Raw genomic sequence first — 14,558 nt, 5'->3', positions numbered from 1 at the left:
GCCCGTGACTGGCTTGTTTATAACGCTGGAAGGCCCTGAAGGCGCCGGCAAGAGCACCAACCGCGAATACCTGGCCGAACGCCTGCGAGCCGCCGGCATCGAGGTGGTGTTGACCCGCGAGCCCGGAGGTACACCGCTGGCCGAGCGGATTCGCGAGGTGCTGCTGGCGCCGATCGAAGAAGTCATGAACCCTGACACCGAGCTGTTGCTGGTGTTCGCCGCCCGGGCACAACACTTGGCCGAAGTGATTCGCCCGGCGCTGGCCCGTGGCGCGGTGGTGCTCTGCGATCGTTTTACCGATTCGACCTATGCCTATCAGGGCGGTGGAAGGGGCTTGTCCCTGGAGCGCATCGCCGCGCTGGAAACCTTCGTCCAGGGTGACCTGCGGCCGGACCTGACCCTGGTGTTCGATCTACCGGTGGAAATCGGCCTGGCCCGCGCCAGCGCCCGGGGCCGGCTGGATCGTTTCGAGCTGGAAGGCCAGGCGTTCTTCAACGCGGTGCGCAATGCCTTTTTGAGTCGGGCCAAGGCCGATCCGGCGCGTTATCTGTTGATTGATGCCGCTCAGCCGTTGGCCCAAGTCCAGCAGGCGCTGGACGGTTTGTTGCCGCGTTTGTTGGAGCGTGCCCGTGGCTGAAGCCTATCCCTGGCAGGACGGACTCTGGCAGCAACTGGCCGGAAGGGCACAGCATGCCCATGCCTATCTGCTGCACGGCCCGGTCGGTATCGGTAAGCGGGCGTTGGCCGAGCGTCTGATGGCCAGCCTGCTTTGCCAGCGCCCGGGTGTCTCGAACGCGTGCGGTGAGTGCAAGTCCTGCCTGTTGCTCAAGGCTGGCAGTCATCCTGACAATTACGTGTTGGAACCGGAGGAGGCGGACAAGGCGATCAAGGTCGACCAGGTCCGGGATCTGGTCAGCTTCGTGGTCCAGACCTCGCAGATGGGCGGGCGCAAAGTGGTGCTGATCGAGCCGGTGGAATCGATGAACATCAATGCCGCCAACGCCTTGCTCAAGAGCCTTGAAGAGCCTTCCGGCGATACCGTGCTGTTGCTGGTCAGTCACCAGCCGAGCCGCTTGCTGGCAACCATCAAAAGCCGTTGCGTACAACAGGCCTGTCCGTTGCCCAGTGAGGCGATGAGCTTGAAGTGGTTGGCCGAGGCCTTGCCTGACAGCAGCGACGAAGAACGCGTCGAGTTGCTGACCCTGGCCGCCGGCTCGCCGTTGGCGGCCGTCAGCCTTCAGGCCCAGGGTGTGCGTGAACAACGGGCGCTGGTGGTGGATGGGGTGAAGAAGCTGCTCAAACAGCAACAGTCTCCCACGCAACTGGCTGAAGGCTGGAACGCCATCCCGCTGCTTCTGCTGTTCGACTGGTTCTGTGACTGGTCGAGTCTGATCCTGCGCTACCAGCTCACCGAGGACGAAACCGGGCTGGGACTGGCGGACATGCGCAAGGTGATTCAGTACCTGGCGCAAAAAAGCAGCCAGGATAAAATCTTGAACATTCAGGACTGGATTCTTGCCCAACGTCAGAAGGTGCTGAGCAAGGCGAACCTCAATCGGGTGCTGTTGCTCGAGGCGTTGTTGGTGCAATGGGCGAGTTTGCCTGGTCGAAACTGACAGACACTGCCTAAACTCAGCTCAATCGCAGCGGAGATCAGCATGAACGAACCTGTCAGTCCCGGGCCACGCAACGGCATCCTGTCCCTGACCATCAAGGACAAGTCGGTGCTCTACGCCGCCTACATGCCCTTCATCAAGAACGGCGGCCTGTTCATCCCCACCAACAAGAATTATCGCTTGGGCGATGAGGTGTTCATGCTCTTGAGCCTGATGGACGAAGCGGAGAAGATTCCGGTCGCCGGCAAGGTGATCTGGATGACGCCCAAAGGCGCCCAGGGTAACCGGGCTGCCGGTGTTGGTGTGCAGTTCAACGATGGCGACCATTCAGCCCGTAATCAGATCGAAACCCACCTGGCCGGAACCCTTAAATCCGACCGTCCCACCCATACGATGTAGCCCGGCCCTTTATGCTTGTAGATTCCCATTGTCACCTTGATCGTCTCGACCTCGCCGCCCACGACGGCTCCCTGGATGCTGCACTGGATGCCGCCCGCCAGCGTGGTGTGGGTCACTTCCTGTGCATCGGCGTCAGCGCCGACAATGCCGCCGACGTCAAAGCCCTGGCCGAACGCTATGCAGATGTCGATTGTTCAGTCGGCATCCATCCTCTGGACGTCCAGCCCGACGCTACGCCTGCCCTGGATTGGCTGTTGCGCGAGCTCGACCATCCACGGGTGGTCGCCATTGGCGAAACCGGCCTGGACTATCACTACGAACCGCAAGCCGCCGAGGTTCAGCAGGCTTCGTTCCGGCTGCATCTGGAGGCTGCGCAACAGACTGGCAAACCGGTGATCATCCACACCCGCGGCGCCCGGGCCGATACCCTGGCCTTGTTGCGTGACGCCGCGTTGCCACAGGCGGGGGTGCTGCATTGTTTCACCGAAGACTGGGACATGGCCAAGACCGCGCTGGACATGGGCTATTACATTTCCTTGTCCGGCATTGTCACGTTTCGCAATGCCGACGCGCTGCGGGATGTGGCCGGCAAAGTGCCGGCAGATCGCCTGTTGGTGGAAACCGACTCACCGTACCTTGCGCCGATTCCGTATCGTGGCAAGCCGAACCTTCCGCAATACGTGCGGGAAGTGGCGGAGTTCCTGGCGATGTTGCGGGGCGAGTCCTACGAGCGATTTGCCGAACAGACTACGGAGAACTTCAAGCGGCTGTTTCCGCTGGCCCATGTCCGCGCGGTGTCTGCCTGAGTTTCAGGCAAAAAAAACCCGGGTTCTGGGGGGTGAATCCGGGTTAAGACCATTAGGAGTAAAACAAAGGCACGCGGTCCGTTGGTACCTTTACCGGCGCGTCACTTGGGGGAGATGTCGCGCCGACAGTTCAAGTATTGATCAGTATGCTGACGCGTCCAGTTTAGCCGGGCTGGTTTTTAAACAAATTTGGAATACGCTCGCTTCGGATAAGTTCTCACTGCCGTCAAAGCCAGTCGTTACGGTGCGGCGAAGCGAATGACAGGAAGCTGGAGCTGCACGGTTTTGTGAAGAACTGTGGTTGGGAACGGATGATCCGTGCATTTTTGCGTAAGTTAGGCATAATACTCGGCTTCGAATTTTGACCCTTCAGACCTTTTTCTTATGCACAAAGAACCCCGTAAGGTCCGTGAGTTTCGTCGCCGCGAGCAGGAAATTCTCGACACCGCGCTCAAGTTGTTCCTCGACCAGGGTGAAGACAGCGTCACCGTCGAGATGATTGCGGATGCCGTGGGTATCGGCAAAGGCACGATTTATAAACATTTCAAATCCAAGGCGGAGATCTACCTGCGCCTGATGCTTGATTACGAGCGCGATTTGAATGAGCTGCTGCATTCGGCCGATGTGGACAAGGACAAGGAGGCCCTGTCCCGGGCCTACTTCGAATTCCGCATGCGCGATCCGCAGCGTTATCGCTTGTTCGACCGCCTGGAAGAGAAGGTGGTCAAGGGCAACCAAGTGCCGGAGATGGTCGAGGAACTGCACAAGATCCGCGCCTCGAACTTCGAGCGCCTGACCCTGCTGATCAAAGGCCGGATCAGTGAAGGTAAGCTCGAAGACGTGCCGCCCTATTTCCACTACTGCGCCGCCTGGGCGTTGGTGCACGGTGCGGTGGCGCTGTATCACTCGCCGTTCTGGAGCAACGTGCTGGAAGATCAGGAAGGCTTCTTCCAGTTCCTGATGGACATAGGCGTTCGCATGGGCAACAAGCGCAAGCGTGACACCGACGTTCCGAGCAGCTAAGTCATTCAGCTGCCTGATTGCGCCATGTCCGCTTACATGGCGCAGTGTCCCAGGAATATACTCAGGCTTGGGCCTTGCGAAAACTTGAGTTCTGGGTCAAGTTTCGTAAGTCCGATTCTTCTTTCGCCGGAGTGATCCATGATCGTTGACCGTCAAGGCAGGCGTTTCCGCAATTTGCGAATCAGCCTGACTTCAGCCTGCAATTACGCCTGTACCTACTGCGTGCCCAACGGCAAGCGGCTGGTGGCTGCGCAGGATGAACTGTCGGCCGAGGCCATGGCGCGCGGTGTGGCCTACCTGATCGAAGCTGCCGGTATCGAGCGGCTGCGCATCACCGGCGGCGAGCCGCTGGTCAGCCCCAAGCTTGAAAGCTTCATGACGGCGGTGGGGCAGATGGGCCTGGAGGACATCAGCCTGACCACCAATGGTCAGTTACTGGCCAAAAAGCTGCCTTTGCTGGTAGATGCCGGCATTCGCCGCATCAACGTTTCCCTCGATACCCTGGACCCAGGGGCGTTTCGCAGTATCGCCCGCGGTGGCGATCTGGCAACCGTGCTCGACGGGATGGATCAGGCCCGTGCTGCGGGAATGAAGATCAAGGTCAACATGGTGCCGTTGCGCGGGCAGAACCTGGATCAGGTGATGCCACTGCTCGAGTACTGCCTGGAGCGCGGCTATGAGCTGCGCTTCATCGAGCTGATGCGCATGGGGCACCTGGCCAGCGACTCCAACGCGTTCCTGCAGCAATTCGTCAGCCTTCAGCAGTTGCTGAGCCTGATCGGCGACCAGTACGAGTACCTGCAAGCCGACGCTCCAGTGGATGCCACCGCAGTGCGCTATGAAATTCCGGGCCTAGGGCATTTTGGCGTGATCGCTAACGAAAGCGTGCCGTTCTGTCGTACCTGCTCACGGTTGCGGCTGTCCTCCACGGGTTGGCTGCATGGCTGCCTGTCGTCGAGTAACCGACACTTTGTCGGCGATCTGCTGGACAAACCCCGTCATCAGGCCTTGCCGGCTCTGCAGCGCTTGCTGGTCAAGGCGTTGGGGGATAAGCAGGAAGTGGCGTTCTCTGGCGGCGCAACCATCATGAAAATCATCGGCGGTTGACGAATGCTATCGCGGGCAAGCTTTGCTCCCAGATGAACACCGTACCTGTGGGAGCAAGGCTTGCCCGCGATAGCAATTTCCCCTTCACTTGGATGTGTCTGACCCCCCATTTCGATGAGCTGGCGCAAAAGCTGCATCCAATGGCCATTCGCCGGTTTTCCGTCACCGGTTTTTGGAGGGTAGGATGCGTAGCCTGGTTTTGCTGCTGGCCGTTTTGGCGCTCGGTGGCTGCATGAATGTCAGCGACATGGGGGAGGGCGTTCGCTACCACATGAGCGACGCCGGTTTGCTGGACCACAGCGACAGCCGGCGTGTGAATAACCTGCGCATCCAGCCGGATTCGTTCATCTACATTGCTCAGGGTGCCTTCGCGCCTCCCGGCAGTGCCTACCCGCGGCCCAATGTCGTCGCCGAAGAGGCCTTCAACGGTTTCATCGAGTATTTCCCCATGGTGCGTCGTGCCCGGGTTCCCGAGGGCCTGGACCAAGCCATGGGCGAAGCCCGAGCCGCCGGTGCTCACTACTTGCTGTATACGCGGTTCGCCAAGGCCGACAACCGTATCGGCAACACCGACGAATGGCTGGATGAAGAGGCCGTGGACCGTTTGGGTGTCGACACCAGCGTCATTCAAATCATGTTGATCGAGACCAGTACCCAGTATTTGATTGATACTGCACGCATCAAGAGTCGTGGCGGTTTACTGACGTTGCACGACAAACAGCCAGAAGACCTGATCGCTCCCCCTTTGCGCGAGTATGCCCGCAGCCTGTTGGGAGTGAGCGACCAGTAACATTCAAGGAGTCACCATGAGCGGACCGCAAAAAGCCAATGACCTGCTGGGGCAGATCCCCAAGACCAAAGGTTTGCCGCCAGTCCACTTGTGGAATCCTGACTTCTGCGGCGATATCGACATGCGCATCGCCCGTGATGGCACCTGGTATTACCTGGGTACGCCAATCGGGCGCAAGCCGATGGTCAAGCTGTTCTCCACTATCATCCGCCGCGACGGCCATGATTACTTCCTGATCACTCCTGTGGAAAAAGTTGGCATCAAGGTCGACGATGCACCGTTTGTGGCGGTGACCCTGGAGGTTGAAGGGCAGGGTGAGCAGCAGCGACTGCGCTTCACCACCAACGTCGAGGAAACCACTGAGGCCGGCGGCGAACATCCGATGCGGGTGGTGATCGATCCGCAAACCCAGGAACCCGCGCCCTACGTGCACGTACGCAGCAACCTCGAAGCGCTGATCCATCGCAATGTGTTCTACCAGTTGGTGGAGCTGGCGGTCAGTCGCGAGATCGACGGGCAGAGGTGGTTGGGGGTATGGAGTGGTGGGGTATTTTTCCCGATAGGCCTGGAACCCTGATCCCTGTGGGAGCGAGCCTGCTCGCAGTATGGCCAACCTTGTCTTAACTAATCCACCGCTATCGCGAGCAGGCTCGCTCCCACCCGGGTGAAGCCGTAAAATTCAAATTGACACCCAATCATATGATGATTAGTTTGGGCCTCTATAGAAAGTGGCCCCGGGGTGTTCATGTCCAGCAGTTTTCACGCATCGACCGTCGATTGGCTGGGGGGCTGGATAGCCGCCGGTCAGGTCAAGCCTGGGCAGACCATCAAGGTTGAGGCCGACCTCGGCCAGCAATTGGGCGTCAGCCGCACGGTGATCCGCGAAGCGATCAAGACCCTGGTGGCCAAAGGCATGCTGGAAGTCGGCCCGAAAGTCGGGACACGGGTGCTGCCGGTGCGTCGCTGGAATCTGTTCGACCCGCAGGTGGTCGGTTGGCTGTCGCGCAGTGGGCTGCCGGAAAATTTCGTCGATGACCTGCTGGACCTGCGGCGTACCATCGAACCGATGGCGGTGCGCTGGGCGTGTGAGCGCGCGACGGCCGATCAGGTGCAGGCGATCCGCCTGGCCTACCATGCCCTGGAGCGGGCGGTGGACAGCGGGGCCGATTACAACCGTGCCGACCAGTTCTTCCATGAGTGCATCCTCGCTGCCAGCCATAATCAATTTATTGAGCAAATGGTCCCGGCCCTGGGCGCGCTGCTGGCGGTGTCGTTCGAGGTGTCCGCCGCCGACCCGGATGAGCTGCGCCGCACGTTGCCGATCCACAAGGATATCGCCGAAGCCATCGCTGCCCGTGACGCGGCGCGGGGCGTCTGGGCCTGCATGACCTTGATCGATAACGCTGACCTGGCGATCAAGCGTTTTTACCCTAACGTCATGGCCGGGCGGACAGAGATTGCCGGGCAAGCAGGAAACAGGAGTGTTCAATGATGTGGACGGCTGTGACGGAACACCGGGCGATATTGGGAGAGGGTCCCTTCTGGGACGAGCCGACCCAAGCACTGTATTGGGTCGACATTGCCGGTAAACAGGCGCTGCGGCTGATCGGCGCGAATGTGCAAATCTGGCAGATGCCCGAGCATGTGTCCGCTTTCATTCCGACACAAAGCGGCGACGCCTTGGTGACCCTGAGCAGCGGTGTCTATCGACTCGATCTGGATTCGCCGGGACTGGAACCGAACCTGAAATTGCTGTGCATGGCCGATCCCCGGCCAGGGAATCGCGCCAACGAGGCCCGTTGCGATGCCCTGGGCCAGCTCTGGCTCGGCACCATGCAGAACAACATCGGCGAAAACGCAGAAGACCTGCCCATTGAAGGACGATTCGGGGGCCTGTTTCGCATTGGCGCCGATGGCCGGGTCATGCCGCTGCTGCGCGATCGGGGCATTCCCAACACGCTGTTATGGAGTCCTGACGGCACTACGGTGTATTTCGGCGAAAGTCTCGACGGCACGCTTTACCGACATTTCATTTATCCCGACGGCAGCCTGGCCCCCGCCGAGGTCTGGTTTGGCCCTCACCCGCGTGGCGGGCCCGATGGCTCGGCAATGGATGCCAGGGGCTATGTCTGGAATGCTCGCTGGGACGGTAGCTGCCTGCTGCGACTGGACCCGCAAGGCCAGGTTGATCGGGTGATCGAGCTGCCCGTCAGTCGCCCCACCAGCTGTGTTTTTGGTGGAGAGGACCTCAAGACACTGTACATCACCAGTGCAGCGAGCCCACTTAACCATCCACTCGACGGCGCGGTGTTGTCGATGCGGGTCGATGTGCCCGGTGTGGCTTGTACGCGGTTTGCGGGCTGAATCCCAAAATATGGGATGTAAATATATATATTGAGATTATTTGGCGAGCGGGTTTATAGTCGGTCCCATCAGCGACACGCACTCACACTAAAAAAACAAGACAGGTGAAGTGATGCAACGATCTTCCTCCGTACCGCCCGACGGCGTACGCGATTCCAAAAGCCTTTCGGCCGGCCATCTCTGGATGTCCGGTTTTCGTCGTGCTTGCGGACAGGAGTCTTGAGTCATGGCCCACACCCTGTCCTTGTTACCGATGCCCGAACCCCCGAAAGGCGAACGCCTGAAAAACAAAGTGGTGCTGCTGACCGGGGCTGCCCAAGGCATTGGTGAGGCGATCGTCGCCGCGTTCGCCTCGCAGCAGGCACGCTTGGTCATCAGTGATATCCAGGCCGAGAAGGTTGAGACAGTCGCAGCCCTCTGGCGTGAACGCGGGGCGGATGTGCAGGCACTCAAAGCCGATGTATCCAACCAGCAGGACCTGCATGCCATGGCCCGTCGTGCCGTCGAGCTGCACGGTCGCATCGACGTTCTGGTGAACTGCGCGGGCGTGAACGTATTTCGTGACCCGCTGGAAATGACCGAGCAAGATTGGCGGCGTTGTTTCGCCATCGACCTGGATGGCGCCTGGTACGGTTGCAAGGCTGTGTTGCCGCAGATGCTTGAGCAGGGCGGGGGCAGCATCATCAATATCGCCTCGACTCATTCATCCCACATCATTCCCGGCTGTTTCCCTTACCCGGTGGCCAAGCACGGACTGCTCGGCCTGACCCGCGCATTGGGTATCGAATACGCGCCCAAAGGTGTGCGGGTGAATGCCATTGCGCCGGGTTACATCGAAACCCAATTGAATATCGACTACTGGAACGGCTTCGCCGATCCACATGCCGAACGCCAGCGTGCGCTGGATCTGCACCCGCCACGCCGAATCGGCCAGCCGATCGAAGTGGCAATGACGGCGGTGTTCCTGGCCAGCGATGAAGCACCTTTCATCAACGCCTCGTGCATCACCATCGATGGTGGACGTTCGGTCATGTACCACGACTGAATATTTCGGGATTTCAGTCGGAAACTTCGTCTGTAATCCAATCATCATACGATATGACTATTTGGACCTATGCTGTACAGCAACATGTTTGACCGCCCAGCCTGCGCATTTCCACTGATGTTGGAGCAGGGCCCTGGACGTTTTGGCTTTCAATAAAAAAAACAAGGAGACAGCTATGAATCATCGTCGTGGGATCCGTTCCCTGTGCCGTGCCGCCCTGGCGGTTACTGCCGTCAGCCTCAGCAGCACCTTGCTGGCGGCCGAAGAAGTGAAGATCGGTTTTCTGGTCAAGCAGGCCGAAGAACCCTGGTTCCAGACCGAATGGGCGTTCGCCGAAAAGGCCGGTAAGGACCGGGGCTTCACGGTGATCAAGATCGCCGTGCCCGACGGCGAGAAGACCCTCTCGGCCATCGACAGCCTCGCCGCTAACGGCGCCAAGGGCTTCGTGATCTGCCCACCGGACGTGGCTCTCGGCCCGGCCATCGTGGCCAAGGCCAAACTCAATGACATGAAAGTGATTGCCGTGGATGACCGCTTCGTCGGCTCCGATGGCAAGTTCATGGAAGACGTGCCGTACCTGGGCATGGCCGCGTTCGAAGTGGGCCAGAAGCAAGGCGACGCGATGGCCGCTGAGGCGAAAAAGCGCGGTTGGGACTGGAAAGACACCTATGCCGTGATCAACACCTACAACGAGCTGGATACGGGCAAGAAACGCACCGACGGTTCGGTCGACGCCCTGAAGAAGGCCGGCTTTCCAGACGATCACATCCTTTATACCGCGCTGAAAACCCTCGACGTGCCGGGCAGCATGGACGCCACCAACTCGGCCCTGGTGAAACTGCCCAGCGGGGCGAAAAACCTGATCATCGGCGGCATGAACGACAACACAGTGCTGGGCGGCGTGCGCGCCACCGAAAGCGCCGGGTTCAACGCGGCCAATGTGATCGGGATCGGCATCAACGGCACCGACGCCATCGGCGAACTGAAAAAACCCAACAGCGGTTTCTTCGGTTCGATGCTGCCAAGCCCGCACATCGAAGGCTACAAGACCGCCGAAATGATGTACGAGTGGATCACCACCGGCAAAGAGCCACCGAAGTACACCGCCATGGACGAGGTGACGCTGATCACTCGGGAGAACTTCAAGCAAGAACTGGAGAAGATCGGCCTGTGGAACTGATGGTCGGTTGATTCAAAAGCGGCCCTGGCCTGACGAGTGCCGGGGTCGCTTGATCTCTGTGAGTTCGAGGTGGTTATGCAAGCGCAAACAGCGACACAGCAACACAACATGGGCGGCAGCTTGCGGTTCAACGGGATTGGTAAATCCTTTCCCGGTGTGCAGGCGCTGGCCAATATCAGTTTCGTTGCTCATCCGGGACAGGTCCATGCTTTGATGGGCGAGAACGGCGCGGGCAAGTCCACGTTGCTGAAGATCCTCGGCGGTGCCTACATCCCCAGCAGCGGCGACCTGCAGATCGGCGAGCAGACGATGGCTTTCAAAGGCACCGCCGACAGCATTGCCAGCGGCGTGGCGGTGATCCACCAGGAGCTGCACCTGGTGCAGGAAATGACCGTTGCCGAAAATCTGTTCCTTGGGCATTTGCCGGCCCGTTTCGGTCTGGTCAATCGTGGGCAACTGCGCCAGCAGGCGTTGGCGTTGCTCAAAGGCCTGGCCGACGAAATCGACCCCCAGGAAAAAGTCGGTCGCCTGTCCCTCGGCCAGCGCCAACTGGTGGAAATCGCCAAGGCCTTGTCCCGTGGCGCCCATGTCATTGCCTTCGATGAACCCACCAGCAGCCTCTCGGCGCGGGAAATCGACCGCCTGATGGCGATCATCACCCGCCTGCGGGACGAGGGCAAAGTGGTGCTGTATGTCAGCCACCGCATGGAAGAGGTGTTCCGCATCTGTAACGCGGTCACGGTGTTCAAGGACGGCCGTTATGTGCATACCTTCGAGAACATGAGCGAGCTGACCCACGATCAGTTGGTCACCTGCATGGTCGGTCGCGACATCCAGGACATCTACGATTACCGTCCCCGCGAGCGCGGCGATGTGGCGTTGCAGGTCGAGGGGCTGCTCGGCCCGGGCCTGCGTGAGCCGGTGAGTTTCCAGGTGCATAAAGGTGAAATCCTCGGCTTGTTTGGGCTGGTGGGTGCCGGCCGTACCGAGTTGCTGCGGTTGCTCAGTGGGCTGGAACGCCAAACTGACGGGCGCCTGGTTCTGCATGACCAGCAGTTGAAACTGCGTTCACCCCGGGATGCCATTGCCGCGGGCGTGTTGCTCTGCCCGGAGGATCGCAAGAAGGAAGGCATCATCCCGTTGGGCAGCGTCGGCGAGAACATCAACATCAGTGCTCGCGGCGCCCATTCCACCCTGGGGTGCCTGTTGCGGGGCGACTGGGAACGGGGTAACGCCGACAAGCAGATCAAGGCGCTGAAAGTGAAGACGCCATCGGCGGGTCAGAAAATCATGTACCTGTCTGGTGGCAATCAGCAGAAAGCGATTCTCGGTCGCTGGCTGTCGATGCCGATGAAAGTCCTGTTGCTGGACGAGCCCACGCGCGGTATCGACATCGGCGCCAAGGCCGAGATTTATCAGATCATCCACAACCTGGCGGCCGATGGCATTGCGGTGATTGTGGTGTCCAGCGATCTGATGGAAGTGATGGGCATATCCGACCGAATCCTGGTGCTCTGCGAAGGGGTTATGCGCGGCGAGCTGCCGCGTGACCAGGCCAACGAATCCAACCTGCTGCAACTGGCGCTGCCACGCCAACGCGTTGCCGACGCGGCGAACTGAGAGGTAAACATGACCATTCAAAACAATGCACTGCCAACGGCACGCAAACCCCTGGATCTGCGGCGCTTCCTGGACGACTGGGTCATGCTGCTGGCGGCTGTCGCAATCTTTGTGCTCTGCACCCTGATGATCGACAACTTCCTGTCCCCCCTGAACATGCGAGGCCTGGGCCTGGCGATTTCCACCACGGGCATCGCGGCCTGCACCATGTTGTATTGCCTGGCTTCCGGGCACTTCGACTTGTCGGTGGGCTCGGTGATTGCCTGTGCCGGTGTGGTCGCGGCGGTGGTGATGCGTGACACCAACAGCGTGTTCCTCGGCGTCAGTGCGGCGCTGGTGATGGGGCTGATCGTCGGGCTGATCAATGGCATCGTCATTGCCAAGCTACGGGTCAATGCGTTGATCACGACGCTGGCGACCATGCAGATCGTCCGGGGCCTGGCCTACATCTTTGCCAATGGCAAGGCGGTGGGCGTGTCCCAGGAATCGTTCTTCGTGTTCGGTAACGGCCAGATGTTCGGCGTGCCGGTGCCGATCCTGATCACCATTGTTTGCTTTCTGTTTTTCGGCTGGTTGTTGAACTACACCACCTACGGGCGCAACACCATGGCCATTGGTGGCAACCAGGAGGCGGCGTTGTTGGCAGGGGTGAACGTTGATCGGACCAAGATCATCATCTTCGCCGTGCATGGTGTGATCGGTGCCTTGGCGGGTGTGATCCTGGCCTCACGCATGACCTCGGGCCAACCGATGATCGGCCAGGGCTTTGAACTGACCGTGATCTCGGCTTGCGTGTTGGGCGGGGTGTCGTTGAGCGGCGGTATCGGCATGATTCGCCATGTCATCGCCGGGGTGCTGATTCTGGCGATTATTGAAAACGCGATGAACCTGAAGAACATCGACACCTTCTACCAGTACGTCATCCGTGGCTCGATCCTGTTGCTGGCGGTGGTGATCGATCGAATGAAACAACGCTGAAATCTGCCCCGACCGGGCTGGACCCAATCGCGAGCAGGCTCGCTCCCACAGGATCTGTGCCGGATTCCGAACCCGAGCACGGCGCAGATCCCCCTGTGGGAGGTTCCGAACTCCGGCACAGCGCAGAACCCTGTGGGAGCGAGCCCGCTCGCGATGGCGTCATTCCTGACGCCCGCGATCAACCGACCTTGCGCAGCGCTTCAACCAATTCCTGCTTACGCATCTTCGAACGTCCGGGAATGTTCTTCGCCCGGGCCTCTTTCATCAGGTTATCCACAGTCTGGGTAGAGCGGGAGGCCTTGCTGGTGCGCGGCTGACCTTCGCGGGTCTTTGCTGCGCGACGGGCCGATTCCTTGCGGTCGGTTTTCTTTTCTGCTGCCGGTTTTGTCTTCCCCGACCCACCGGAGCGTTCGCCACCGCCAGACTGCTTGTTGACCGTCGCCCAAGCACGAGCCTCGGCCTTGTCCTCGGACAAACCCTTTTTCTCGTAACTTGCTTCAATGTGTTCGGCTTTGCGCTTTTGCTCGGCTGTGTATTTGTCTTTGCTTCCACGAGGCATGGGAATCTCTCCTCAAGTGTGTGAGCAGAGCCACCCGCCAGGAGCGCGTCGCTCGCTCCCTGGGGGGTTACTGGCTGGCGCCGCCCTCGGAACCCGACCCGCCGGTGGTGGTTTTCGAGCCCGTGCCGGTTTCGGCGTTATCGGGGGTATTGGAGTCCGGCGTATTCATGCCGCCCTGACGACCCGCATCATTGCCCTGCACCCGCGGATCGGTGCCGTTGGCGGGAGGCTGACCATTGTTCAGGCCACCGCCGGTGCCATCGGTGTTCAACTTGGGCAGGCCCTCCGTGGCCGGGGAATTGGGCGCCTGTACCGGATCGGTCGGCCCGGTGCCGTCGGTGGTGGCTGCGAAAGCCGCCGAAGACAGCAGCGTGGCGAATGTGAATGCAGTCAGCCGTGATGAGATCATGGTGTCGCCTCCATTTTTTAGAATGCTTGCCTGATTTTGGGCTGTCCTGAATCCGGGTTGGTGCCTGACAGGCGACGAATGGTGCCGTAGGGATCGTCACTTAAAATTTGTCTTCGAGGTGTGACGAGCGCAGCGTGGCGGCTTAGTATGGCGCTTTCAATTGGCTACAAGGCCCGTTCATGTCGATCCAGATTCGTCCTGCGCAACCCAGCGATGCGCCTCAAATCCTTGCCTTCATCACTGAACTTGCCGATTACGAAAAGGCCCGCCACGAAGTCATCGCCAGCGTGACGGACATTCAGCGCAGCCTGTTCAGCGAGGGCTCCACTGCCCATGGACTGATCTGTCTGCGTGATGGCGTGCCCATCGGTTATGCGGTGTTTTTCTTCAGTTATTCCACGTGGCTGGGCAGCAACTGCCTGTACCTCGAAGACCTGTACATCACGCCTGACCAGCGCGGCGGCGGGGCAGGGAAGACGCTGCTGCGTCACCTGGCGAAAATTGCCTGCGACAACGATTGCGGTCGCTTTGAGTGGAGCGTGCTGGACTGGAACACGCCGGCGATCGAGTTCTACAAGTCCCTCGGCGCGCAACCCCAGGAAGAGTGGGTGCGCTACCGGATGGACGGCAAGGTGCTACGGGATTTCGCTAACGGCAATTGA

At 59.9% G+C, this 14,558-nt stretch carries 17 protein-coding genes; 15 read left to right on the top strand and 2 right to left on the bottom strand.

Features of this window, described 5'->3' with window-relative positions; all coding sequences use genetic code 11:
* Positions 1 to 4 precede the first annotated feature (4 nt).
* From tmk to araH, 14 genes are all read left to right on the top strand, one after another.
* Complete coding sequence (gene tmk / locus AC3I65_RS18410) at positions 5 to 637, top strand: dTMP kinase (RefSeq protein WP_047228202.1); 633 nt, start codon at positions 5 to 7, stop codon at positions 635 to 637.
* Positions 630 to 1,616 carry a DNA polymerase III subunit delta' gene (locus AC3I65_RS18405; protein ID WP_092458737.1) on the top strand — a complete coding sequence of 329 codons (987 nt, stop codon included), beginning with the start codon at positions 630 to 632 and terminating at the stop codon, positions 1,614 to 1,616. The genes tmk and AC3I65_RS18405 overlap by 8 nt, the downstream gene beginning before the upstream one ends.
* Before the next feature lie 42 nt (positions 1,617 to 1,658).
* The gene (locus AC3I65_RS18400; RefSeq protein ID WP_047228204.1) at positions 1,659 to 2,015 is read left to right on the top strand and encodes a PilZ domain-containing protein; all 357 of its coding nucleotides are present in this window, start codon (positions 1,659 to 1,661) and stop codon (positions 2,013 to 2,015) included.
* An 11-nt stretch (positions 2,016 to 2,026) separates the two neighbouring features.
* Entirely contained in the window at positions 2,027 to 2,821 is a 795-nt protein-coding gene (locus tag AC3I65_RS18395) for a TatD family hydrolase (RefSeq protein ID WP_488524060.1), read from the top strand.
* Positions 2,822 to 3,205: 384 nt separating this feature from the next.
* Positions 3,206 to 3,844, top strand: coding sequence for a TetR/AcrR family transcriptional regulator (locus AC3I65_RS18390; protein ID WP_003204240.1), 639 nt, complete (start codon positions 3,206 to 3,208; stop codon positions 3,842 to 3,844).
* Positions 3,845 to 3,982: 138 nt separating this feature from the next.
* Complete coding sequence (locus AC3I65_RS18385) at positions 3,983 to 4,951, top strand: GTP 3',8-cyclase MoaA (protein ID WP_047228206.1); 969 nt, start codon at positions 3,983 to 3,985, stop codon at positions 4,949 to 4,951.
* Between the two features lie 184 nt (positions 4,952 to 5,135).
* Positions 5,136 to 5,741, top strand: coding sequence for a DUF4823 domain-containing protein (locus AC3I65_RS18380; protein ID WP_047228207.1), 606 nt, complete (start codon positions 5,136 to 5,138; stop codon positions 5,739 to 5,741).
* A 16-nt stretch (positions 5,742 to 5,757) separates the two neighbouring features.
* Positions 5,758 to 6,318 (top strand): DUF1285 domain-containing protein, encoded by a 561-nt coding sequence (locus tag AC3I65_RS18375; RefSeq protein WP_076383835.1) that lies wholly within the window; start codon positions 5,758 to 5,760, stop codon positions 6,316 to 6,318.
* Positions 6,319 to 6,486: 168 nt separating this feature from the next.
* On the top strand, positions 6,487 to 7,233 hold the full coding sequence (locus AC3I65_RS18370; protein ID WP_047228209.1) for a FadR/GntR family transcriptional regulator: 747 nt from the start codon (positions 6,487 to 6,489) through the stop codon (positions 7,231 to 7,233).
* Positions 7,230 to 8,105 (top strand): SMP-30/gluconolactonase/LRE family protein, encoded by an 876-nt coding sequence (locus tag AC3I65_RS18365; RefSeq protein WP_173406700.1) that lies wholly within the window; start codon positions 7,230 to 7,232, stop codon positions 8,103 to 8,105. Before AC3I65_RS18370 ends, AC3I65_RS18365 begins: the two co-directional genes overlap by 4 nt.
* 226 nt (positions 8,106 to 8,331) lie before the next feature.
* Entirely contained in the window at positions 8,332 to 9,150 is an 819-nt protein-coding gene (locus tag AC3I65_RS18360) for an SDR family oxidoreductase (protein WP_047228211.1), read from the top strand.
* A 175-nt stretch (positions 9,151 to 9,325) separates the two neighbouring features.
* A complete protein-coding gene (locus AC3I65_RS18355; RefSeq protein ID WP_047228212.1) occupies positions 9,326 to 10,330 on the top strand; it encodes a substrate-binding domain-containing protein in 1,005 nt (334 codons plus the stop codon).
* 75 nt (positions 10,331 to 10,405) lie between these two features.
* Complete coding sequence (gene araG / locus AC3I65_RS18350) at positions 10,406 to 11,950, top strand: L-arabinose ABC transporter ATP-binding protein AraG (protein ID WP_488524059.1); 1,545 nt, start codon at positions 10,406 to 10,408, stop codon at positions 11,948 to 11,950.
* A gap of 9 nt (positions 11,951 to 11,959) precedes the next feature.
* Positions 11,960 to 12,928 (top strand): L-arabinose ABC transporter permease AraH, encoded by a 969-nt coding sequence (araH, locus tag AC3I65_RS18345; RefSeq protein WP_076383836.1) that lies wholly within the window; start codon positions 11,960 to 11,962, stop codon positions 12,926 to 12,928.
* 178 nt (positions 12,929 to 13,106) lie between these two features.
* Here the strand turns inward: araH and AC3I65_RS18340 are convergent, their stop codons facing one another.
* The gene (locus AC3I65_RS18340) at positions 13,107 to 13,487 is read right to left on the bottom strand and encodes a Rho termination factor N-terminal domain-containing protein (protein ID WP_488524058.1); all 381 of its coding nucleotides are present in this window, start codon (positions 13,485 to 13,487) and stop codon (positions 13,107 to 13,109) included.
* Positions 13,488 to 13,554: 67 nt separating this feature from the next.
* Positions 13,555 to 13,896, bottom strand: coding sequence for a hypothetical protein (locus AC3I65_RS18335; RefSeq protein ID WP_274090958.1), 342 nt, complete (start codon positions 13,894 to 13,896; stop codon positions 13,555 to 13,557).
* A gap of 179 nt (positions 13,897 to 14,075) precedes the next feature.
* On the opposite strand from AC3I65_RS18335, the gene AC3I65_RS18330 reads away from it, so the two are divergent.
* Positions 14,076 to 14,558 (top strand): GNAT family N-acetyltransferase, encoded by a 483-nt coding sequence (locus AC3I65_RS18330; RefSeq protein ID WP_047228217.1) that lies wholly within the window; start codon positions 14,076 to 14,078, stop codon positions 14,556 to 14,558.

This window comes from Pseudomonas sp. N-1-13 (assembly GCF_057787095.1).
Note: the sequence above shows the minus strand (reverse complement) of the source record. Positions and strands in the feature narration are given on the sequence as shown.